The 20,275-nt window shown below is 47.1% G+C and carries 18 protein-coding genes; 13 read left to right on the forward strand and 5 right to left on the reverse strand.

The genetic code is table 11. The features are described from left to right. The first annotated feature begins 36 nt into the window (after positions 1 to 36). The 4 genes from BMY75_RS02215 to BMY75_RS02230 are packed head-to-tail and all read left to right on the forward strand — an operon-like array spanning position 37 to position 2,183. Entirely contained in the window at positions 37 to 555 is a 519-nt protein-coding gene (locus tag BMY75_RS02215) for a S1 RNA-binding domain-containing protein (protein WP_074829134.1), read from the forward strand. A 15-nt stretch (positions 556 to 570) separates the two neighbouring features. Next, positions 571 to 834, forward strand: a complete 264-nt coding sequence (locus BMY75_RS02220) for a DUF4321 domain-containing protein (RefSeq protein WP_074829137.1) — start codon at positions 571 to 573, stop codon at positions 832 to 834. Beyond that, positions 831 to 1,520: a hypothetical protein gene (locus tag BMY75_RS02225; RefSeq protein ID WP_074829140.1), complete on the forward strand. Its 690-nt coding sequence runs from the start codon at positions 831 to 833 to the stop codon at positions 1,518 to 1,520. The genes BMY75_RS02220 and BMY75_RS02225 overlap by 4 nt, the downstream gene beginning before the upstream one ends. Positions 1,521 to 1,559: 39 nt before the next feature. Continuing rightward, positions 1,560 to 2,183 (forward strand): immunity protein Imm33 domain-containing protein, encoded by a 624-nt coding sequence (locus BMY75_RS02230; RefSeq protein WP_074829143.1) that lies wholly within the window; start codon positions 1,560 to 1,562, stop codon positions 2,181 to 2,183. Between the two features lie 456 nt (positions 2,184 to 2,639). On the opposite strand, the gene BMY75_RS02235 is transcribed toward BMY75_RS02230, so the two are convergent. The 4 genes from BMY75_RS02235 to BMY75_RS02250 all read right to left on the reverse strand — a co-directional run bounded on the left by BMY75_RS02235 (position 2,640) and on the right by BMY75_RS02250 (position 5,792). Beyond that, entirely contained in the window at positions 2,640 to 3,722 is a 1,083-nt protein-coding gene (locus tag BMY75_RS02235; RefSeq protein WP_074829146.1) for an SGNH/GDSL hydrolase family protein, read from the reverse strand. A gap of 29 nt (positions 3,723 to 3,751) precedes the next feature. Then, on the reverse strand, positions 3,752 to 4,252 hold the full coding sequence (locus tag BMY75_RS02240) for a hypothetical protein (RefSeq protein ID WP_074829150.1): 501 nt from the start codon (positions 4,250 to 4,252) through the stop codon (positions 3,752 to 3,754). After that, positions 4,249 to 5,010 (reverse strand): Nif3-like dinuclear metal center hexameric protein, encoded by a 762-nt coding sequence (locus BMY75_RS02245; RefSeq protein WP_074829153.1) that lies wholly within the window; start codon positions 5,008 to 5,010, stop codon positions 4,249 to 4,251. The genes BMY75_RS02240 and BMY75_RS02245 overlap by 4 nt, the downstream gene beginning before the upstream one ends. A gap of 68 nt (positions 5,011 to 5,078) precedes the next feature. Beyond that, the gene (locus tag BMY75_RS02250; RefSeq protein WP_074829155.1) at positions 5,079 to 5,792 is read right to left on the reverse strand and encodes a hypothetical protein; all 714 of its coding nucleotides are present in this window, start codon (positions 5,790 to 5,792) and stop codon (positions 5,079 to 5,081) included. 541 nt (positions 5,793 to 6,333) lie between these two features. On the opposite strand from BMY75_RS02250, the gene BMY75_RS02255 reads away from it, so the two are divergent. The 7 genes from BMY75_RS02255 (at position 6,334) to BMY75_RS02285 (ending at position 15,493) form a co-directional block, all read left to right on the forward strand. Beyond that, positions 6,334 to 8,031, forward strand: a complete 1,698-nt coding sequence (locus tag BMY75_RS02255) for an efflux RND transporter periplasmic adaptor subunit (RefSeq protein ID WP_074829159.1) — start codon at positions 6,334 to 6,336, stop codon at positions 8,029 to 8,031. A 14-nt stretch (positions 8,032 to 8,045) separates the two neighbouring features. Then, positions 8,046 to 8,753: an ABC transporter ATP-binding protein gene (locus BMY75_RS02260; RefSeq protein WP_074829163.1), complete on the forward strand. Its 708-nt coding sequence runs from the start codon at positions 8,046 to 8,048 to the stop codon at positions 8,751 to 8,753. Next, positions 8,750 to 10,570: a biotin/lipoyl-binding protein gene (locus tag BMY75_RS02265; protein ID WP_074829167.1), complete on the forward strand. Its 1,821-nt coding sequence runs from the start codon at positions 8,750 to 8,752 to the stop codon at positions 10,568 to 10,570. Before BMY75_RS02260 ends, BMY75_RS02265 begins: the two co-directional genes overlap by 4 nt. Before the next feature lie 11 nt (positions 10,571 to 10,581). Continuing rightward, on the forward strand, positions 10,582 to 11,871 hold the full coding sequence (locus tag BMY75_RS02270; protein ID WP_074829169.1) for an ABC transporter permease: 1,290 nt from the start codon (positions 10,582 to 10,584) through the stop codon (positions 11,869 to 11,871). 285 nt (positions 11,872 to 12,156) lie between these two features. Continuing rightward, entirely contained in the window at positions 12,157 to 13,440 is a 1,284-nt protein-coding gene (locus BMY75_RS02275) for a sensor histidine kinase (RefSeq protein ID WP_074829173.1), read from the forward strand. Beyond that, complete coding sequence (locus BMY75_RS02280; RefSeq protein ID WP_074829175.1) at positions 13,437 to 14,171, forward strand: LytR/AlgR family response regulator transcription factor; 735 nt, start codon at positions 13,437 to 13,439, stop codon at positions 14,169 to 14,171. The genes BMY75_RS02275 and BMY75_RS02280 overlap by 4 nt, the downstream gene beginning before the upstream one ends. Positions 14,172 to 14,335: 164 nt before the next feature. Then, complete coding sequence (locus BMY75_RS02285) at positions 14,336 to 15,493, forward strand: family 8 glycosyl hydrolase (protein WP_074829184.1); 1,158 nt, start codon at positions 14,336 to 14,338, stop codon at positions 15,491 to 15,493. Between the two features lie 86 nt (positions 15,494 to 15,579). Here BMY75_RS02285 and glmS read toward each other — a convergent pair whose 3' ends face one another. Continuing rightward, entirely contained in the window at positions 15,580 to 17,418 is a 1,839-nt protein-coding gene (gene glmS / locus BMY75_RS02290; RefSeq protein WP_074829187.1) for a glutamine--fructose-6-phosphate transaminase (isomerizing), read from the reverse strand. A 297-nt stretch (positions 17,419 to 17,715) separates the two neighbouring features. Here glmS and yfmF point away from each other — a divergent pair, with 297 nt between their 5' ends. Continuing rightward, the gene (gene yfmF, locus BMY75_RS02295; RefSeq protein ID WP_074829193.1) at positions 17,716 to 18,996 is read left to right on the forward strand and encodes an EF-P 5-aminopentanol modification-associated protein YfmF; all 1,281 of its coding nucleotides are present in this window, start codon (positions 17,716 to 17,718) and stop codon (positions 18,994 to 18,996) included. Then, positions 18,989 to 20,272, forward strand: a complete 1,284-nt coding sequence (gene yfmH / locus BMY75_RS02300) for an EF-P 5-aminopentanol modification-associated protein YfmH (RefSeq protein WP_074829196.1) — start codon at positions 18,989 to 18,991, stop codon at positions 20,270 to 20,272. The genes yfmF and yfmH overlap by 8 nt, the downstream gene beginning before the upstream one ends. The last annotated feature ends 3 nt before the right edge of the window (positions 20,273 to 20,275 follow it).

The raw sequence follows: 20,275 nt of genomic DNA on the forward strand, positions 1-20,275 counted from the left end.
AAATAAATAAAAATAAAGTGAGGAAGTAAAATCCAGATGCAGCTTGAAGTAGGAAAGATCTATGAAGGAAAAGTAACCGGTATCACAAAGTTCGGCGCTTTTGTTGAGCTTGACAAGGATACCACCGGCATGGTACATATCTCCGAGGTGGCTAACACCTTCGTAAGCGAGATTAAGGACCATCTGCAGGAGGGTCAGTCTGTCAAGGTAAAGGTGCTGAGCATGGGCGAGGACGGCAAGATATCTCTGTCCATAAAGAAGGCACAGCCCGCTCCCCCGAAGAAAATGGGCGATAAGGGCGGCAGACCTCAGGGCGGAAATAATAACCGCGGCAGTCAGGGCAGACCTCAGGGCGGTTTCAGACCCCGCCGAGATGACAGACCTCCTCAGGACTTCAGCAAGAACCCGCCCCCAATATACGACCCCAACCAGAAATCCGGCAATGCGGATTTTGAAGATATGCTCAGTAAGTTCAAAGCGTCCAGCGACGAGAAGTTCTCCGATCTCAAAAAGATCACCGATAACAAGAGACGTTCACCCTCTCGCAGAAAGTAATTACGGAGTCAGGCTATGGATAAATTCAAAAAGACCTTTGCATTTTTGTTCTTTGTGATATCAGGCATAATCCTCGGAGGCTTTCTCGCTGAGGTATGCCAGAATATACCCTATTTCAACTGGATGTCATGGGGCAAGGATATAGGTATTGAGAACTGGAATGTTGATCTGTATGTTATCAGATTCCATATCGGATTTATGATACGCGCTACACTTTCACAGATGGTGACTATATCGCTGGCGCTCGTACTCTTCTCTAAGATCGGCAAAAACTTATGAGAAAATTCTTCAGAGCCCTGCTTGCAGGACTTTCAGCCGCTGTCATGCTGGGCAGCTGCGGTGAAACCGAGGATAAGGCAGGTGGTCTGCTGGTAAAGCAGGCGCGGGAGGATTATGCTTCTCTAAACAGTGCCAAGGTCATAATGACAAATATAGATTCCGGCGAGGAAGAACAGTGCTTCACCTTTAAATACGATGAAAAGGATACACTGGTATATTCCTATTACGGCAAAAGCGATAACAGCGAGTACGCACAGTTCAATAACGGGCTGGAATGTTTCACCTACGAAAACGGCGAGGTGAAATATTCGGTAAACGGCGATGCGGATTTCGTCAGGTATACAAGAAAAATGCCCCACCCTCAGGCGGACGAGGGTCTGCTGATATATACCCCCAAGAATATAACCTCGGCAAAAGAGGAAACTATCGACGGCGGTATAAAAGTCACCCACGTTTACGATCCGCAGAAGATAGGCGCAAAAGTCGAAGACGGCGAGGTCACGGGGTTCACGGCAGAGTATTATTTCGATAACGACGGTAAGCTTGAATACTTCACCGAGACCACCACATCCGAAACTGACGGCAAAGAACAGACCTATGCGTACAGGGTCGATATAACCGAAAAAAACAGTGTTGGTACTGTTGAAAACACTGTAAATCAATTTATGAACGATAAGGCGGGCTGATATACTATAGTTCCCGCCTGTTTTTATAGGGAGATAACGATGGTAGTAAATTACACAGAAGAGATACACGGAATAAAATTCAGATTTTCATCGGAAATAGCACTTCGCCCCTTTGTTGAACCTCTGCTTGAAGCGATAGAACATATCCCCGCAGAAAGAATAAAGGACGGTTTCAGGATAAGGGCAGGATTCTCCACATTCCTGTTGAGTGAACATAACGGCGGCTTCGATATAGCCGCCCCTGATTTCACCGATGACCCCCTCACCGCACTCAATACCGACCTTACAACAGCCCTTGAAATTCAGTACAGACAGGTTCTTCTGCTGAAAAAACTGGGCGTTATGGGTGACGCTGTGCATTTCTACGATAAGATGGCAGTGGCGAAAGGCGCACTTGAAAAAGATAACCTTGTGATGACCCGCTTCAAAGAGATGGGTTCATCGGGCTGGCAGGTAAACAGCTATTCCTATGACGAAAAAGGCAAAGCGGAGATAGACGATGCAACAGTGTTCGAGCCTGTATTCGTGTATAAGCTTATGTTGAAAAGACCCGAATTGCTGGACTTCATGTGTCTGCCGTATGGGTATACAGCAGTGTTCAGAGGTGAAGACCTGGCAGAGCTGTTTGATGATGCGGGAGAGAGTCTGATATATAACTCGTAGCAACAGCAAACAAGCGGAGAATAGCCAAAAGAGAGCTTTTGGTCAAGCTTTTCGCGAAAAGCTTGCGGTATGTTTGCACAGTCAGCAAAGCTGACTGTTGGCAGAGCCCTCAATCACCAAGGCACGAAACCAAAATGCACAGCGAACAATAAGAGTAAAGCAAACTTCCGACCTGTCAAAAAGGCGCGGCACGCGGTCGACGCAGTTACCGTTACAAAAATACGAGCGTGGACAAATCGAACAGTCCACGCTCTTTCTATATGCGTGAGATATTGCCGCGCCCGCCGTCAAACAGCGATAGCCACAGCCGACGCAGTCGCTGTTATTTGACGGCTCGCCCCGCAAGGGGCGACAAATGTCCCTACGCAAACTATCTGTGTAAATCCGATGACTCCCCCCGAGGAACAAGGGGCGACCTGATACCGCACTACTATGGATAAAAATCCAACAAAAAACCTATTTCCAAATATCCTCCCCAAGACCCGATAGATAAGCAGTAAGCTCCTCTGCCATCTCGTATTGCTCGGAAATTCTGGGGTGACCGGGGGTCGCCTTGCCTGTCCTTGTGAACATGAAATGCTTTATCCTGCTGTCGGAAAGCTCGGAGGCTATCTCGGAAACGGCTTTGTCCCATTCGGGGTCGTGACAGAGTACCGTCAGGAGAAGAACAAAATATGCGTTGGGGTATTTTGCACGGAGATCCTTGATTATGCCCTTGTAACCCTCTTTCCAGCGGGTGCGGAATGCTTCGTCTGTTATGTCGGGGTCGCCGTCAGCTTCGTTGTGATGATCGTTCTGTCCCACAGCGAAAAATACTACATTCGGGACGTAGCGGCTGAAATCCCACGGGGTGTAGCCCTTTTCGCCCTCGGGATAATAGCAAAGCTTGTCGTAGGCGGTCTCCATGCCGATGAAATCAGGGGCGTGGAACCAGCCTGTATTGTCAAAGATCGAAATACCCCCCTGTGCGGTGCAGTTCAGCTGTGCACCCAGATTTCTCGCAGTTATAGCGGCGTAGCTGTACCAAGCATTGTCGTAGATGCCCTCGTGTCCGTCGGGGTCGCTCTTTCCCTCGTGATCACGGGCTTCAACTACCGCGCCCGCTGATACTGAATCGCCGAAAACTTCTATCTTTCTGGCGGGAAGTGCAGGGGCCTCAAGGACTTCGCCATCGATGACAAAGCCCAAAAACTTGAAGTAGTGTGACGCATCCTGACGCTTGAAAAGAATTATCTCGTGGTCGGTGTCTTCAAGACCCTCGGCTAGTGGGATATAGTACTCCTTCTCCCAATCCTTTTCATCGCCGAAATCGGCACGGCACACCTTGCCGTCCATAACATAGCCGATGGACATTTTGTTGAAAAAACGTCTGTTGAATATCACTGCACCCACGCTTGTGCCGCGGAATCTCATGCGGACATTTGAACCCGCCCAGATGAATACGGGCGCATTGGGCTCGCTGTAGTCTATCCTGCCCATGTAGGTCAGCTTGTCGGTGGGGGTGATGAGTTTTTTGCCTTCCGTTACCCTGAATTCCATTTTCATATCCTCCGTTTATCCTGTATCGTTCAGCGCTTTTTGCGCTGTTTTGACCTTAAATATGCCTTGGTTATTGCGATGCCAAACAGCAGTTCTATCACCGATAGTACTGCGCAAATTATCGACAGAGAGCGGGAGTCTTCAATATTGCTTTCAAAATAATATTCTTTGGTATTTTCGGGATCGTAGAATATCTTCGCGTTTTTCTGTTTTGCAAGATATAAAGATGTGGTATGTAACGTCTGTGAGGGGAAAACGCCGTCGCTCTTTACAACTACATCGGCTTTGCCATGATAGTGATGGTGCCTGCCCCATATTTTGGCATTCGTCACCTCGCCGACTATCTCGGCTGTGCAGTGGTTTTTCCTGTGGATATGATCTTTCATAAACAGACCTGACGCCACAGCAAACACTGCCGACAATACAAAGGTGAAAATTATCAGCCCGATTTTCAGCCTGTCGGGTTTGTTCTTCTGCTTTTGCTTTTTCAGGAATGCTTCACTGCCGCTTATATGTTTCTTCTTTTTCACTTATGCCACACCACCACATCGCCCGAATTTTTTGCGATGCTTATATCTGCTTCGGGGAATCTCTCTTTCAGCAGACCCTGCATATGTTCGCAGAAAATGTCCTCGGTGTAGAAATGTCCTGCATCGAACACCACAAGCCCTGCGTTGTAGGCATCAACGAAGATATCGTGCTTGACATCTCCCGTGATATAGCCGTCACAGCCCTTGGCGAGTACTTCGCCCAGAAAGCTTCCGCCGCTGCCCGAACATACCGCTATCCTTTTCAGCAGACCGTCATTTGCTTTATCAAATCTCACCACGGGACAGCCCAGATTTTTTTTGCAGATATCTGCAAGGGCTTCGGCGGTGATGCCCTCGTGCTCGCAGATACAGCCCATTTTTGCGCCGTTTTCCTCGGCGATGCAGTCAACAGGGTCAAGTCCCAGCTTTTTGCAGAGGATATCGTTCATTACAGCGCTGTCGAAATTTGTGTGGGCTGAGATAACGCTGATATCGTTCCTTGCAAGCACACCTACCACGCTGTCGGGGTCGAGCCTTTTTATGCCGCGGAATATCACTGGGTGGTGTGTGACGATAAGGTCAGCGCCCACCTCTGCGGCTTCTTTTGCAACGTCGATGGTGCAGTCAAGGGACAGAAGTATCTTATTTGCGCTCCTGCCTTTATTGCCGACGCACAGCCCGCTGTTATCGTAGCTTTCCTGCAAACGGAAAGGTGCTGTCTCCTCGATGAATGTGTAAATATCTCCGACTGTATACATAATTATCCTCCTTGGTTATAGAAAAACACCTCCGACGGTCTCTGCCGGAAGTGTCAATGTAATCGTTATTATTTTTTACCGAACAGACTTTTTTTGGCGGGTTTCTTTCCGAAATCCTTGGTCGGGTCGCCGAAGCGCTCCTTGTTCTTTTCGATATCCATGGTCTTGTCATGTACGCTTGCGGACATGATGCCTGACATCTGCTGCATCAGCAGGTTGGATTCAAATATCTGAACAGCTTCTTCACAGGTCTCTGCTTCGCCGTTCACCATGAATTCCTTTATCTGACCGATGTTGTTCATGTAGTCCATATCAAGCTCCATGAAGTCTATCTTCTTTCTCAGGGCGGTAAGATAATCATCGCGCTGCTTTTCAAGCTGCCTGATCCTTCCCTGAAGTATCTCTATCTGCTCGGTAATACCCTCATTTACTTCTTTCTGGTGATCCCTGACTTCCACAAGTCTCTGGGTGTAGTACTTATTGATGATCATATAGCCTGAAACAGCTATTGTAAGGAATCCGAGTACTGGAACTATAAAATATAATCCCGAATGGAAGGCTATCAGCAGCAGCAGTGCAAATACCAGCGCACCGCCGAGAACGTATAACATTGATTTATTGCGCTTTCCGTTAAAATCAAATTCCCTTTCTGCCTCTGAAACATCTCTTATATATATTTTCAGATACTCCTTGTTCTCCTTGCTTATCTCAACGCCGTCAGCAATTTCGAAGTATCTGTTTATGTAGCATTCCGCCAACTCCATCTTTTCTAGCTCGGTCATTATTATTCACCCTCTGAAACTCGTATTATTAAATAGTAATACCCGTACAGCAATGACATAGGTCAAAGTGTATATAACAAAGTATACCACACCATCTTACTTTTGTCAATATTTTTATAAATAATATATTCAATAAATTAAAAGATGTTGTAATTTTTTAGGTGATGTTTTACTAAAAGATATAATTAACGTATTTACTGAACGGAATGACTGATATACTATGTAATATGGGGATTTTATGGCGGTATACGGAAAAATCAATGAAGTTTAAAGCAAGTTAACTTAAATATTTATATAACCTGTTAATTATCGAAAGATTTTCTTAATTTCACCTTACTTTCATTGACAGAAGTTTCTTTTTGTACTATAATATTTGCAGATAGAAAAATTATAAAACCATTGTAGACAAAAAAGACAACAGATGACCAATAAGTATATTGTACGTCTGTATATAGCGATATCCTGCCCGCACCGATATGTGAGCAGTGTGCTTGTGCAGACTTTTTTTGTCTTACAGACTTATCAACAGGAGGATATGGATATGTCAAAAGCAAGTTCTGTCGGAAAAGCTGTTGTGACTCTGCTGATAATCGGCGGAGTAGGCTTCGGCGGGTGGAAGCTGTATAAGAATTACGGCAGCCCCGCGGCTAACAGCAGCGACAAAGTGTACGTACAAAAAGTATCGAATGTGAACACTGTCACGGGTTCGGATCTGTTTGCAAACAGTTTCCCCGGCGTGGTAGTGGCACAGAAATCGGTAGACGTGAAATACGACACCACCAAGACCATCAAGGATATACTTGTGGCTGAGGGCGATGCCGTGAAGAAGGGCGATAAGCTGCTTACCTACGATACTGAGGCGATACAGATCGAGATCGATACTGCAAAGCTGGAAGTGGAGAGATCTCAGAACGAGATAGAGACCAACAATCAGCAGATAAAGCAGTACGAGGAAGAAAAGAAGAAGGCGAGTGAGGATCAGGTAGTATCCTACACGAACCAGATACTCCAGCTGCAGAGCGACAACGCAAGAAAAGAATACGACATCAAGGCGAAGAATGTGGAGATAACCAAGCTGGAAAACTCCAAGAAGAACGCTTATGTCATTGCACCAATAGACGGCACTGTAAAGGATCTGAAAGACCCCTCATCAAGCGGCGGAGATGACGATTACAGTTACGGCCGTTACGGTTCGGACAGCGGTGACGCTATAATGAAGCTCACCGCTGAGGGCGATTACCGCGTAAAGGGCGTATTCAACGAGCAGAACAGCAAAGCCATCTACAAGGATGCTGAGGTGATACTCCGCAGCAGGACAGATGATACCAGCGTCAATGGTGTCGTATCTGAGATAGACACATCACCCCAGGACAACAACAACGATATGTACGGCTATGGCGGTGACGATGAACAGTCGACTTCTTCAAAGTATGCTTTCTATGTTGAGCCAGAATCACTGGAAGGCTTCAAGCTGGGACAGCATATCCTCATCGACACTGACAGAGGCGGCGATGTTGAGAAGACAGGCATCTGGCTTTATACCAACTTTATCCTGAAAGACGGAAACAAGTCCTATGTATGGGCAAAGAAGTCTGACAAGGATATAATCGAGAAGAGATACGTAAAGATAGGCAAGGAAGACACAGAGTACGGCGACTGCGAGATACTTGAGGGTCTTTCCACTGATGATTACATAGCTTATCCTGCTGACTACATCCAGGAAGGTCTTGCTACGACTACCAATTCCTCCGACAAGGATATCCCCGAGAATGAACTTGGCGGTAAAGACGGAGAAATGATGGACGGCGATATGATGGATGAAGGCATGATGGACGAAGGCGACATGGGCGGTATGCCTGAAGACTTCGTTATGAATGACGACGGAAGCTACTCCACAGTAGATGAGAATGGAAATACCATAGAAGTCGCTGCTGACGGCTCCGGTACTATAACTTCACCTGACGGCGGTGTTGTAGAGGTAGACAGTGAGGGCAACTTCATACGCGGCAGTATAGATGATGAGGGCAATTACACCTTCGATTATTCCGGCGAAGCTTCTGCTGATAAGGCCGAAGCTGCTGTTGATGCCGAGAAGGGCAAGGCAGGTGAAACTGCTGAAGCAGCTGAGAGCGAAGAACCCGATGTTACCTTTGAAGACCTTTACGGTATATCTGAAGCCGAGTTCAACGCTATGTCCACCGATGAAAAGGACGAGTTCCTTAAGAAGCATTACAGCTGAGAAAGGCGGACAACATGGTATTTGAACTGAACAATATCTTCAAGGATTATATGCAGGGCAAAGAACCCGTCCCCGTGCTGAAAGACATATCGCTGAGCGTTGACGACGGCGAGTATGTTGCGATAATGGGACCCTCGGGTTCGGGCAAATCCACCCTGATGAACATTATCGGCTGCCTTGACAAGCAGACAAAGGGCAGCTTCATATTCGATGGTTCGGATATAATGAAATGCAGCGACAAGCAGCTTTCGGATATACGCAATACCAAGATAGGCTTTGTTTTCCAGAACTTCAATCTTCTGCCGAGACAGTCGGCGCTGGAAAACGTTGAGCTGCCTCTGCTGTATGCGGGACTTTCAAGAAAAAAGCGCCGCGAGCTGGCTAAGGAAGCACTCCGCAAGGTAGGTCTGGAGGACAGAATGAACTTCAACCCCACACAGCTTTCGGGCGGACAGAAGCAGAGAGTTGCCATAGCAAGGGCGATAGTAAACAAGCCCAAGCTTCTGCTGGCGGACGAACCTACAGGTGCGCTGGATACGAAGTCAGGCGATGACGTAATGGAGCTTTTTGAAGAGCTTAACAAGGACGGCGTGACCATAGTTATGATAACACACGAACCCGAGATAGCAGACCATGCCAAGCGTGTTATGTACATACGTGACGGCGAACTGCACAGCGGCGCATTCAACAGCCGTGTAAAGAAAGAGGAGGAGAGCGAATGAAAAAACTTATAATATTTCTTCTCTGTGTGGCAGTACTGGGCGGCGGCGGATATTTCGGCATGAAAAAGTACAAGGACAGCAAGCAGGAAAAGGTTGTCGTTGACGTTGTGCCTGTAAGCCTTATGATGCAGGACAGTGATTATTTTTCTTACTACTACGGCGGACTGGACGGACGTGTACAGTCTTCCAATACCCAGAGAGTGTATATCGACACCGAGAAGCTGGTAAAAAAGGTATACGTTGAGGAAGGTCAGAGCGTTAAAAAGGGCGATGCCATACTTGAATACGATATGACCGTTGTCGAACTTGAACTTGCTCAGAAGGAAAACGCTGTAAAGATAGTAGAGCAGGATATCAAGATGGCTAAAAAGGAGCTTGAAAAGATACGTAACTACAAGCCCTCCGAGGACGCACCTCAGCCTGTTGAGCCTGATTATCCCGATTACCCCGATGATATACCCGATGACAGTATCCCTGACGACAGCATTCCCGATGATATCGATCCCGATGTTCCCGACGGACCTCCCGATCAGCTTGTCACCGATGTAGTAAAGCCTGCATTCATACCTGCTGAGGGTGTGGGTACTGCGGAGATGCCTTTCATAATCAACTGCACACAGGAGGCTGAGGTCTCCAGGGAGTTCATGATAAGAATTGCAAGCGAGAAAAAGTGCGCTGAGATATGTGTATATGACGAAAGCTACAGATATCTTTACAAATGGATAATAGTGCCTGCGGAAGGTGTTACTCCCGAGGAGCTTGCAAGCTGGAAGGTTTCCGAAGGCATAACCATCGACGAGGACGGCAGTGCTTCGATAGATACCGATGTAAAGCACTACGGCAAGCTGAGCTTTACTCACCCGACAACTCAGAAGAAGGACGATTCATCGCTGCCCGAGGACGACAGCTCCATGCCAGAGCTCTCAGAGGAAGAGCCTGATGATTATTATGACAGCTATGAGCCCAATGATTTTTATATCGATCCCGAGGGCACGGATTATGTATACTCCCGCGATGAGATCAAGCATATGATATCCGAAAAGGAGGACGATATAAAGCAGTTGGAGATCGACCTAAAACAGGCGAACTTTGAACTTCAGGCATCCAAGAAGCGCAAGGTTGACGGCAAGCTTTATGCCGAGCTGGACGGCATCGTTAAGAAGATAGGAAAAGCTTCGAGCGATGAGGAAGTTAATGAAGAGGAAGAAAAGGAAGACATCTACGAGGAGCCCGATGCCGATGACCGCGCATTTGCAGTTATTCAGGGCGACGGCGGTACCGAGGTAGTATGTGAGGTAAGCGAGCTGAATCTTTCGAAATACAGCATAGGCGATACCTTTACAATAACTTCCTGGAACACGGACGGTACAGGCGTGGCTGAGATAACCAAGATAGACGATGAGCCTGTAAGTTATAATTCCTATAGCTGGGGTGAGAATCCGAACAATTCTTCTTATCAGATACACGCAAAGATAACCGAGGGTGAAGATGTATTCTCTTACGGTGACTGGGTAGAACTGGCTGCGGATAAAACGGAATCTGACAGCGAGAAATCTTCAAACTCGGTATACCTGCCGATACACTATGTAAGGCAGGAGGGCGGCGATTATTATATAATGAAAGCCGATGAGGACGGTAAGCTGAAAAAGCAGTACGTTAAGGTCGGACAGATAATGTACGGCTATTTTATAGAGATAAAGGGCGGTCTCAGCTATAAGGACAAGATATGCTTCCCTTACGGCAAAGAGGTCAAGGAGGGCACAAAGACCCGTGAGAGCACCGAGATACTTACGCCCGATAATATGGATTTCTTCTGAGGAGGTAAGCTATGATAGAAAATGTTAGGCTCTCCCTTCAGGGAATACTGAGCCACAAGATACGTTCGTTCCTGACTATGCTGGGTATCATCATCGGTATTGCGGCTATTATTGCCATAGTATCGACCATCGAGGGCACGAACGAACAGATAAAGAACAACCTTATCGGTGCGGGAAACAATACTGTAAAGATAGCGCTGATGCAGGGTGATGCTGAAGCAGATTTCACCTGGTCCGGTGTACCTGATAATATCAGGGTGGTATCCGAGGAGAGCAAGAAGAGGATAGTTGACCTTAAAGAGGTGGAGAGCTGTACTCTTTACCGCACAAGAGAGACTATCGAGAACCTGTTCTATCTCAACAAGAAGATAGATTCATCTATTATCTACGGTATCGACAGTGATTATTTTTCAACTATGGGCTACGAGATAGCTGAGGGTATGGGCTTTTCTGAGAAGCAGTACACAGATTTCTCCAAGGTAGCTATAATCGACACGAATATGCAGAGAGGCATATTCGAGGGTGAGAACCCCATCGGCAAGATACTTGATATCAACGGTGAACCTTTCAGAATAATAGGCGTTGCCTGCAAGCGTACAGGTTTTGAGCCTGTTATCAACAGTGTTGACGACTACTTCACCTACAACAGTTCTTCCAGCGGACTGATATTCATACCTACCAACGACTGGGGTATAATTTTCCGCTATGACGAGCCCCAGAACTGTGTTGTACGCGCTAAGGATACTGACAGTATGACAGGTGCGGGCAAGAAGACAGCGGATATCCTCAACGAGAATATCCAGAAGCAGTCTGCGGGTTCTGATCAGAAATCATCTGAGGGTGTTGCAACTGCGATTGAATACAAGAGCGAGAGTCTGCTGGAGCAGGCTAAGAAGCTTCAGGATCTTTCAAAATCCACAAACCAGATGCTTATCTGGATAGCGGGCATATCGCTGCTGGTCGGCGGTATCGGCGTTATGAACATAATGCTGGTATCCGTTACAGAGCGTACCCGTGAGATAGGTCTTAAAAAGGCTCTTGGAGCAAGAAAGAAGCGTATACTCGCGCAGTTCCTTACAGAAGCTTCGGTACTTACCACCATAGGCGGTATACTGGGCGTACTTATAGGCATAGGCTTATCAAAGGTAATTGCGAACATTGCGGAAGTGCCTGTATCTATTTCGACACCTGCGATAGTCGTATCCGTTGCATTCTCGATGGTAGTTGGTATAGTCTTCGGACTTATACCCAGCATCAAGGCTGCAAATCTCAATCCTATCGATGCACTCCGCTACGAGTGATCAGCAAAGGACTTTGTATACTATAACATTGACCCCTTTGTAAAGAATGATAAATTTCCCCAATTACAAAACAGAGACTGTTGCATATGCGGCAGTCTCTGTTTTTATGTATAAAAAGAGATAGGCGAAAGCTACAAATACACCATGGAAAGATAGTGCATATATCACAGTGCTCCTGACACAACTGCTTAATCATTGTGTAACATAATGGAAAAATAATACTTGAAAATAAACTGTTAATATGCTATAATAGAGAAAATCAATAATTGGGGGTGGAGAACAGATATGATCCTTGAATATCTCCAAAGCAGCTACATGACGCTGATGCTGCTGACGGGACTGTTCATCATACTCGTTGTCAACCGCAAGACGAAGATAGAAGGGACGCAGACTGCGGGGGCTATGCTTTTGCTGGTGCTTTTTCTGACGGTATGCGACTTTCTGGAGCCCTGGTGTGTTGAGTACGAAAAGCCCCTGTGGATACTCTACCTTAAAGCTACGCTGGAATACTGGATACACCCTTTGCTGGTGATAATGGAGCTTCATCTGGTGGCGCCAATAAAGCGGAAGTGGCTCCACGCCCTGGTGCTGGTGCCATATACTGTTGATTTTATTGCGGTATTCGCAAATCTGTTCCACCATGGGCTGATATGCTCCTATAACGAAGACTACGGATTCGTATCGGGAAGCCTGCATTTTCTGCCTGCGGTGACGGTGATATTCTATATCGCTATGCTGGGTCTGTATTCGATAGGGATCATGGCTAAGGGCGATCTTTCAAAATCCATAATCGTGATATTCATGGTGATATCTACCAGTATCACGGTATATCTGGAATACTCCGGAAAGATAGTGGGTCACGTGAACGAAGTGGCTGCATTTGATATTATCATATACTATTATTATCTTTCGGCGATATACCACGGCGAAGTTCAGCAGAACCTGAATGACTCAAAGCTGGAGCTCATGCACCGAAACAACGAGTTGCTGATGGCGCAGATCCAGCCCCATTTTATAAATAATTCGCTGATGGCGATACAGGCGCGGTGCATAGAATACCCCGAGATATATGAGAGCCTTAAAAACTTCTCGCGGTACCTGAGATCCCATTTCGACCAGATAGGCAACCCGAAGCCTATAACTTTTGAGCAGGAGCTTAAAAACATCAAGGCGTATCTTGCGCTGGAAAAGATGAATTTTGGGGACAGGCTGGAAGTTGAATATGACATAGAATCTGAGGATTTTCTTTTGCCGTCACTGACGGTGGAGCCTTTGGTGGAAAACGCGGTGCGTCATGCTATCGCGGCGAGGGAATTCGGCGGCACGGTAAGGATAATACAGCGCGATGAGGAATTCGGCGTTATTATAGAAGTGCATGATATCGGCAAGGGAGAGCTCAACCTTACCGACAAGCAGGAGAAGCGCCGCGGTATCGGTGTGCGTAACGTCCGTGCAAGGCTTGCGGTGGACGGCAAGGGTATGCTTGAACTGATACCCGAAGAAAACGGCATATGCGCCCGTGTGACCCTCATTGATGTGGAGTATGAAGAAGGGAGCGAAAAGATATGACTACTATATTTGCTGATGACAGCGGTGCTGCTCTGGTAATGATGGATCTTTTTCTGAAAAAGATAGACCCCGAGGGCACCCATCTTTCGGCTGGGTCGGTGACAGATGCGATGGCTCTGATGGAGGAACATGAGGCAGATGTGCTGTTCCTTGATATTGAGATGCCGGGTATCAACGGTATAATCGGGGCGCATTATCTTGAAGCTTCATACCCTAAGCTGAATATAATATTCGTGACGGGACACCCTGAGTACGCCCTTGACGCGCTGAAAGTATACCCCAGCGGGTTCATTGAGAAGCCATTTGACGAGGACGATATCCGCGAAGCTTTGAGAAATCTGAGATATCCCATCGAACAGGCTGTGAAGAAGCCTTTGAAGATATCCTGCGGAGAGAGATTCACAGTTATGCTGAATGACAGCGAGTTCGCATTTGAGCACAAGCTGACAATGGAGCTGTTTGCATATCTGGTATACAAGAACGGTGAGGTATCCTCAAATGCCGAGCTTATCGATGTTCTGTACGAGGGCGATTTCGACAAGGAAGAAGAACTGAGGGCGCTGTTCAAGGATATGCGGGGCTGTTTTGAAGATGCGGGGGTCAACAACATGATCGTGAAGCGCCACGGCTGCACGACCCTGAACAGTGCTTTATACGATATCGAGGGAGAGCTTTCCGATATTGCGGTGCAGTATGGCTGGAGTACGGAAACACTGCCGCGGAATGAATAGATAAATGGACATTTTGGATCTTACAGCTGCTTCGGCGGCTGTATTTTTTTGCCAAAAATGGGAAGTCGGGAGCAATTTTTGGGTAGACTTTGGCGGTACAGCATGATAAAATCATAGTGATGAAAATCAACCGAAAGTAAAGAATATCAACTCGGAGGTACATGATGGAAAACAGGAAATACCGCAACGCTTTTGCGGAGATAGGCAAGACAGATGCTGAGATATCGGCTAGGCTGGAGAGTATTGTACAGGAATTTTTCTACGGTGAGGACAGCTTTTATCACGAGAACGGCGATACAGGTTACTTTGAAGACACGGGAAATCACGATGCAAGGACAGAAGGAATGTCCTACGGCATGATGATGGCTGTTCAGCTGGATAAAAAGGATATTTTTGATAAGATATGGAAATGGTCGAAGAAGTATATGTACCTGACTGAGGGTGAGAATGAGGGCTATTTCAGGTGGTCCTGCGGTGTGGACGGCAGAAGTTTTGCTGAAGGTCCTGCCCCCGATGGTGAGGAATTCTACGCAATGGCGCTGTTTTTCGCTTCCCACAGATGGGGTGACGGCGAGGGGATATTCAACTATTCTCATGAGGCAAAAGAGATTCTCCGTGCCTGTGTTCACAAGGGTGAAAACGGCAGGGCAGGTGCGCCCATGTGGAACAGGGATAACAAGCTGATACTCTTTATTCCCGGTTCTGATTTTTCTGACGCTTCATATCATCTGCCCCATTTTTACGAGCTTTTTGCAAAGTGGGCTTACGAGGAAGACAGAGAGTTCTTCGCACAGGCGGCTGAGGCAAGCCGTGATTATATTGCGAAGTCCTGCCACCCTGTTACAGGCATGAACCCCGAGTACGGCGAGTTTGACGGTTCTCCCATGTCGCGCCCCCTGCCGTGGGCTAAGGAAAGACATGACTGGTTCTACAGCGATGCTTACCGAACCGCCGCTAATATCGGGCTTGACAGGTCATGGGGCGGAAGAGATGAACGTCTGGTGGATGCGGTGAAGCGTTTGCAGTACACCCTGGGTGTAACTAACAAGAAGTCGCCTTTTATGACCTATGAGGTGGATGGTACTCCCCTTGATGAACCCGCAAGGCACCCGGTAGGTCTGCTTGCGACAACTGCACAGGCATCTCTGGCGATAAGTGAACCGCTTTCTTTCGATGCAGAGGACAAGTCGGTTCGCCTTGCCGCAGAATGGGTAGAACGTTTCTGGAACGAACCTCTCCGCAAAGGCGACAGGCGCTATTACGATAACTGTTTGTATCTGTTCGCTTTCCTCGCACTCAGCGGAAATTATAAGGTATGGTAAAAATTTGAGGACGGTGTTCATGCCGTCCTCGTTTTTTATAGTATACAAAAACAGCGGACAGAATGTGTATCTGTCCGCCATTGGAATTATTCAACTGTAACGCTCTTAGCAAGGTTTCTGGGCTTATCTACGTCGAGACCCTTAGCAACTGAGATATAGTATCCGAGAAGCTGGAGGGGGACAACTGCAAGGCTTGCCGCGAAGAGGGGGTCAGTCTTGGGGACGTAAGCTGTGAAATCAGCTGTATCCTCAACGCTGTAATTGCCGTAGGAAGTCAGACCCATGATATAGGCACCTCTGGACTTGCATTCCACCATGTTTGAAACGGTCTTTTCAAACAGCGCCTGCTGAGAGAGCACGCTGATAACGAGAGTGCCGTTTTCGATAAGGCTGATAGGACCATGCTTCAGCTCGCCTGCTGCGTAAGCCTCCGAGTGGATATAGCTTATCTCCTTCATTTTCAGCGAACCTTCAAGGCTTACTGCGTAGTCGATACCTCTGCCGATGAAGAAAGCATCACGGATATTTGCAAACTTGGAAGCGAACCACTGTATCCTTTCCTTATCTTCAAGTATCTTAGCCACCTTATCGGGGATAGTCTGTATCTCTTCAAGAAGTTCAGCAAGTCTTTCGTCGGATATCTCGCCGCGTACTTTAGCAAACTTCATAGCCAGCAGATAAGTTGCGATAAGCTGAGTGCTGTATGCCTTGGTTGTGGCAACTGATATCTCGGGACCTGCAAGGGTGTAGAACACGCTGTCGGCTTCACGAGCGATGTTCGAGCCCACAACATTAACGATACCCAGTGTCTTGATGCCGTTTTCCTTAGCAAGAGTAAGTGCGGCACGGCTGTCGGCAGTTTCGCCCGACTGGCTTATGATAATAACAAGACTGTTCTTGTTGAAAGGAGTTTTTCTGTATCTGAACTCGCTGGCGAGCTCAACTCTCACGGGGATAGAGGTAAGTTCCTCGATGACGTACTGAGCCGCAACGCCTACGTGGTAAGCAGAGCCGCAGGCAACGATGTATATCTGGCTAAGCGCCTGAACTTCCTCATCGGTAAGACCGAATTCGGAAAGCACGATATCGCCGTCCTTAACAACGGAGTTGATAGTATCCTTTATTACCTTGGGCTGCTCGTGTATCTCTTTGAGCATGAAGTGCTCATAGCCGCCTTTTTCGGCTGCTTCGGCATTCCACTTTATCTCGGTGATCTCCTTGGAGATCTCCTCGCGCTCGATATTGAAGAAAGTAACATTACCCTTTTCAAGCTTTGCGATCTCGTGGTTGCCGATATAGTATACGTTTCTTGTATATTTCAGTATAGCGGGAACGTCAGAAGCCACATAGGTCTCGCCGTTAGCGATACCTATGATCATGGGGCTGTCCTTACGTGCGGTATATATCTCCTGAGGATAATCCTTGAACATAACGCAGAGAGCATAGCTTCCGCGGATACGTATCATAGCTCTTGCGATGGAATCAACAGGACCCTCGCCGTACTTGCGGTAGTAATAGTCGATAAGTTTAACAGCTACTTCGGTATCGGTAGCAGACTTGAATGTATAGCCTGCCTTTACCAGCTTGTCGCGGAGTTCCTGATAATTCTCGATGATGCCGTTATGCACAGCGATGACATTTTCATCATCGGTAGCATGGGGGTGGGCATTAAGTGCGGAGGGTTCGCCGTGGGTAGCCCATCTGGTATGACCTATACCGCAGCAGCCTTTAACTGCCTTGCCGCCGTCTGTCATATTAACAAGGACTTCCAGCTTGCCTTTTTCCTTAATTATCTCGGTATCTCTCTCGCCGTCGCGTACAGCTATACCTGCTGAATCGTAGCCTCTGTATTCAAGCTTGGAAAGTCCGTCAAGCAGCACGGGAGCAGCCTGATGGTCACCTGTAAAACCAACTATACCACACATTATATATTACCTCCAATATCCGGTTTTATTCTCTTAAATGGCTATAAACACCTAGGATGATTATATCAGAAATTTAACGAAGTGTCAATAGTATAGTTTATTTTTTAGGGTGGGGGAGTATTCATAGATAAGCTGCCAAAGCTTTCATCTTTGGCATTCGACGCAAGATTGCTGTGTTTTTACTCAATCAGATGAAAATATTGTGAAATGGGTGGAAATTCTGATGTGTTTGTGTTATAATATAATTTGGTATATTTTCTGCCGTTTTAAGGACAGAATACAGAATGGAGAATGTAAATGGCGATCAGATATGACAGATCGGTGATCGGGGAGGGTATGACCCTTACTCAGATAATTGACCCGAAATACAAAACTAATATCGTCAGGGTCAGGTTCGTTGTGCCTGTTGACCCTGATAACACAGGTGCAAATTCCCTGCTGATGTCCCTGCTGGTGACTTCAAACTCCGAGGTGAAGTCGCGCAGTGAGCTTTCATCGAAGTTCATGGGTCTTTACGGTACTTCCATCGGCTCGATATCGGGAAATGTCAGCGATTATCAGGCTATGGGGATTTCCATGAACATGATAATGGACAAGTACACCATCGGCGGTGAGGTGATATCCGAGGAAGCTGTAAGGCAGCTGCTTTTATGCGTTTTCAGCCCTGATATCACTGATGGTAAGTTCAACGAGAATTACTTCAAGCTGAGAAAGCAGGAGCTTCTTGATAATATTGCGGCTTCGGTGAATGACAAGAGGACTTATGCTTTCATCAAGGCTAAGGAAGTTATTTACGAGGGCGAGCCTGCGGCTTACACAGACTTCGGTACTGCTGAGAGGGCAGAGAGCATCACTCAGGAAGAGCTGATGGCGCAGTACAAATATCTTCTGGAAAGTGCTGTTATCGATGTTACGGTATGCGGCGGCGGTGAGATAGACGGCGCTGTTAAGATGCTGAAAGATGCTTTTTCAAAGCTGGAGAGGAAGAATGTGGTAAAGGTCAATTACCGCACCTTATCGGCTTTGAAGCCTGAAGTATGCGTGAAAGAGGAATTCATGGACGTTAAGCAGTGCAAGATGTTCATGGCTTACAAATCGAGCTGCGAGGATATTTATGTGTGCAAGCTGATGTCCTGTCTGCTGGGCGGTTCGGCGTTTTCTAAGCTGTTCCTCAATGTCAGGGAGAAGCTTTCACTCTGCTATGGCTGTGATAGCTATTACAGCGAGCTGAAAGGCGTTATGCTGATAGAGAGCGGTGTGGACGCTGTGAATATCGAAAAGGCGCAGGAAGCTATCCGTGAGCAGGTAAAGACTCTTCAGGAGGGCGGATTTACCGAAGAAGAGCTGGAGAACACAAAGATGTTCATAAAGAGCAACTTTATGGCGAATTACGATTCTGAGTGGGATATGGCTGCCTGGTACAGGGCTCAGGATTCCCGCGGTACGGCTTATACTCCCGAGGAGGTATGTGACATCATCGACCGCATAACTGCAGAGCAGGTGACTGAGTGCGCAAAGAGCTTCAAGGAGGACACGGTGTTCGTGCTGAAAGCAAAGGAGGATACTGCCGATGAATAAGGAGATCATTAGGAGCAAGAGATTCGGGGAGCAGTATTCGGTGATACACCACCCATCGGGGCTTGATATACTGATATGGAAGATGGAGAATTATTCCACCACCGAGGCGGCTTTCGCTACAAGGTACGGTTCCATAAACACCTGCTTCAAAACTGCGGAGACAGGGGATTTTATTGAAGTTCCCGAGGGTATAGCCCACTATCTGGAGCACAAGCTTTTTGAGAGCGAGGATATCCCTGTATTTGAGCTTTACGCTCAGACAGGTGCAAGTGCTAATGCTTTCACTTTCTTTGACGAGACTGCTTATACTTTCAGCACCTCGAAAAACTGGGAGAGGTCGCTGGAGATCCTTCTGGATTATGTGCAGAAGCCTTATTTCACGAAAGAGAATGTGGAAAAGGAAAGGGGCATAATCGCGCAGGAGATAAAAATGTACGAGGATTCGCCGTCCAATGCCTGCTTTTACAATATGCTGAAAGCTATATACAAGGAGCACCCTGTAAAGATAGATATCGCGGGTACGGTGGAATCCATAGCGCAGATAACTCCCGAACTGCTGTATGACTGCTACAATACCTTTTATAATCTGCACAACATGGTGCTTTCAATTGCGGGTAACGTGGACGAAGACAAGGTCATCGAGATATGCGACAGGGTGTTGAAGCCTGCTAAAGACCTTGAACTGGAATGCAAATTCCCCGAAGAGGGACGCGGCGTTGCAAAGAAGCGCGTGACTGCAAGTTTCCCTGTGGGATTGCCTTTGTTCGATATCGGATTCAAGTGCGCTGCCTGCGACGGTATGGAGTTTGAGCGGAAAATATCGGTAGCGCGTATGGCACTGAAAATGCTGATAGGTTCTTCTTCACCATTATACCAGCAGCTTTTTGATGAGGGTCTGCTGAATTCGCAGTTCGGTTACAGTGCGTTCTCATGCAGCGGCAGTTTCTTTGTGTGCATGGTATCGGGTGAATCGAGAGACCCCGACGAGGTATACAGAAGACTTCTTGCGGAGATAGAGCGTGTTAAAAAAGAGGGCTTTGACGAAGAAAGCTTCAACGTGGTAAGAAAATCTAGGTACGGTTCGATAGTGAGAATGTTCGGCAGTGTTGAGGGGCTTACAGATGCTATGACGGTAAGCTACTTCAATGGAACGACCGTTTTTGATGAAGCTGAGCTTCTGGCGGATATTACTGCAGAGGATTGCAGGGCAGCCCTTGATGAGCTGTTTGATGAGGAAAATTCCGCTATATCTATAATTGAACCGATAAAGGAGTAATTT

Source organism: Hominimerdicola alba (assembly GCF_900109655.1).
GTDB lineage: Bacteria > Bacillota > Clostridia > Oscillospirales > Ruminococcaceae > Hominimerdicola > Hominimerdicola alba_B.

Bases quoted from the DNA above. Each gene is read 5' to 3' on its own strand.
- BMY75_RS02215 (WP_074829134.1), top strand. From the start codon at position 37: ATGCAGCTTGAAGTAGGAAAGATCTATGAAGGAAAAGTAACCGGTATC.
- BMY75_RS02220 (WP_074829137.1), top strand. From the start codon at position 571: ATGGATAAATTCAAAAAGACCTTTGCATTTTTGTTCTTTGTGATATCA.
- BMY75_RS02225 (WP_074829140.1), top strand. From the start codon at position 831: ATGAGAAAATTCTTCAGAGCCCTGCTTGCAGGACTTTCAGCCGCTGTC.
- BMY75_RS02230 (WP_074829143.1), top strand. From the start codon at position 1,560: ATGGTAGTAAATTACACAGAAGAGATACACGGAATAAAATTCAGATTT.
- BMY75_RS02235 (WP_074829146.1), bottom strand. From the start codon at position 3,722: ATGGAATTCAGGGTAACGGAAGGCAAAAAACTCATCACCCCCACCGAC.
- BMY75_RS02245 (WP_074829153.1), bottom strand. From the start codon at position 5,010: ATGTATACAGTCGGAGATATTTACACATTCATCGAGGAGACAGCACCT.
- BMY75_RS02250 (WP_074829155.1), bottom strand. From the start codon at position 5,792: ATGACCGAGCTAGAAAAGATGGAGTTGGCGGAATGCTACATAAACAGA.
- BMY75_RS02255 (WP_074829159.1), top strand. From the start codon at position 6,334: ATGTCAAAAGCAAGTTCTGTCGGAAAAGCTGTTGTGACTCTGCTGATA.
- BMY75_RS02260 (WP_074829163.1), top strand. From the start codon at position 8,046: ATGGTATTTGAACTGAACAATATCTTCAAGGATTATATGCAGGGCAAA.
- BMY75_RS02265 (WP_074829167.1), top strand. From the start codon at position 8,750: ATGAAAAAACTTATAATATTTCTTCTCTGTGTGGCAGTACTGGGCGGC.
- BMY75_RS02270 (WP_074829169.1), top strand. From the start codon at position 10,582: ATGATAGAAAATGTTAGGCTCTCCCTTCAGGGAATACTGAGCCACAAG.
- BMY75_RS02275 (WP_074829173.1), top strand. From the start codon at position 12,157: ATGATCCTTGAATATCTCCAAAGCAGCTACATGACGCTGATGCTGCTG.
- BMY75_RS02280 (WP_074829175.1), top strand. From the start codon at position 13,437: ATGACTACTATATTTGCTGATGACAGCGGTGCTGCTCTGGTAATGATG.
- BMY75_RS02285 (WP_074829184.1), top strand. From the start codon at position 14,336: ATGGAAAACAGGAAATACCGCAACGCTTTTGCGGAGATAGGCAAGACA.
- glmS (WP_074829187.1), bottom strand. From the start codon at position 17,418: ATGTGTGGTATAGTTGGTTTTACAGGTGACCATCAGGCTGCTCCCGTG.
- yfmF (WP_074829193.1), top strand. From the start codon at position 17,716: ATGGCGATCAGATATGACAGATCGGTGATCGGGGAGGGTATGACCCTT.
- yfmH (WP_074829196.1), top strand. From the start codon at position 18,989: ATGAATAAGGAGATCATTAGGAGCAAGAGATTCGGGGAGCAGTATTCG.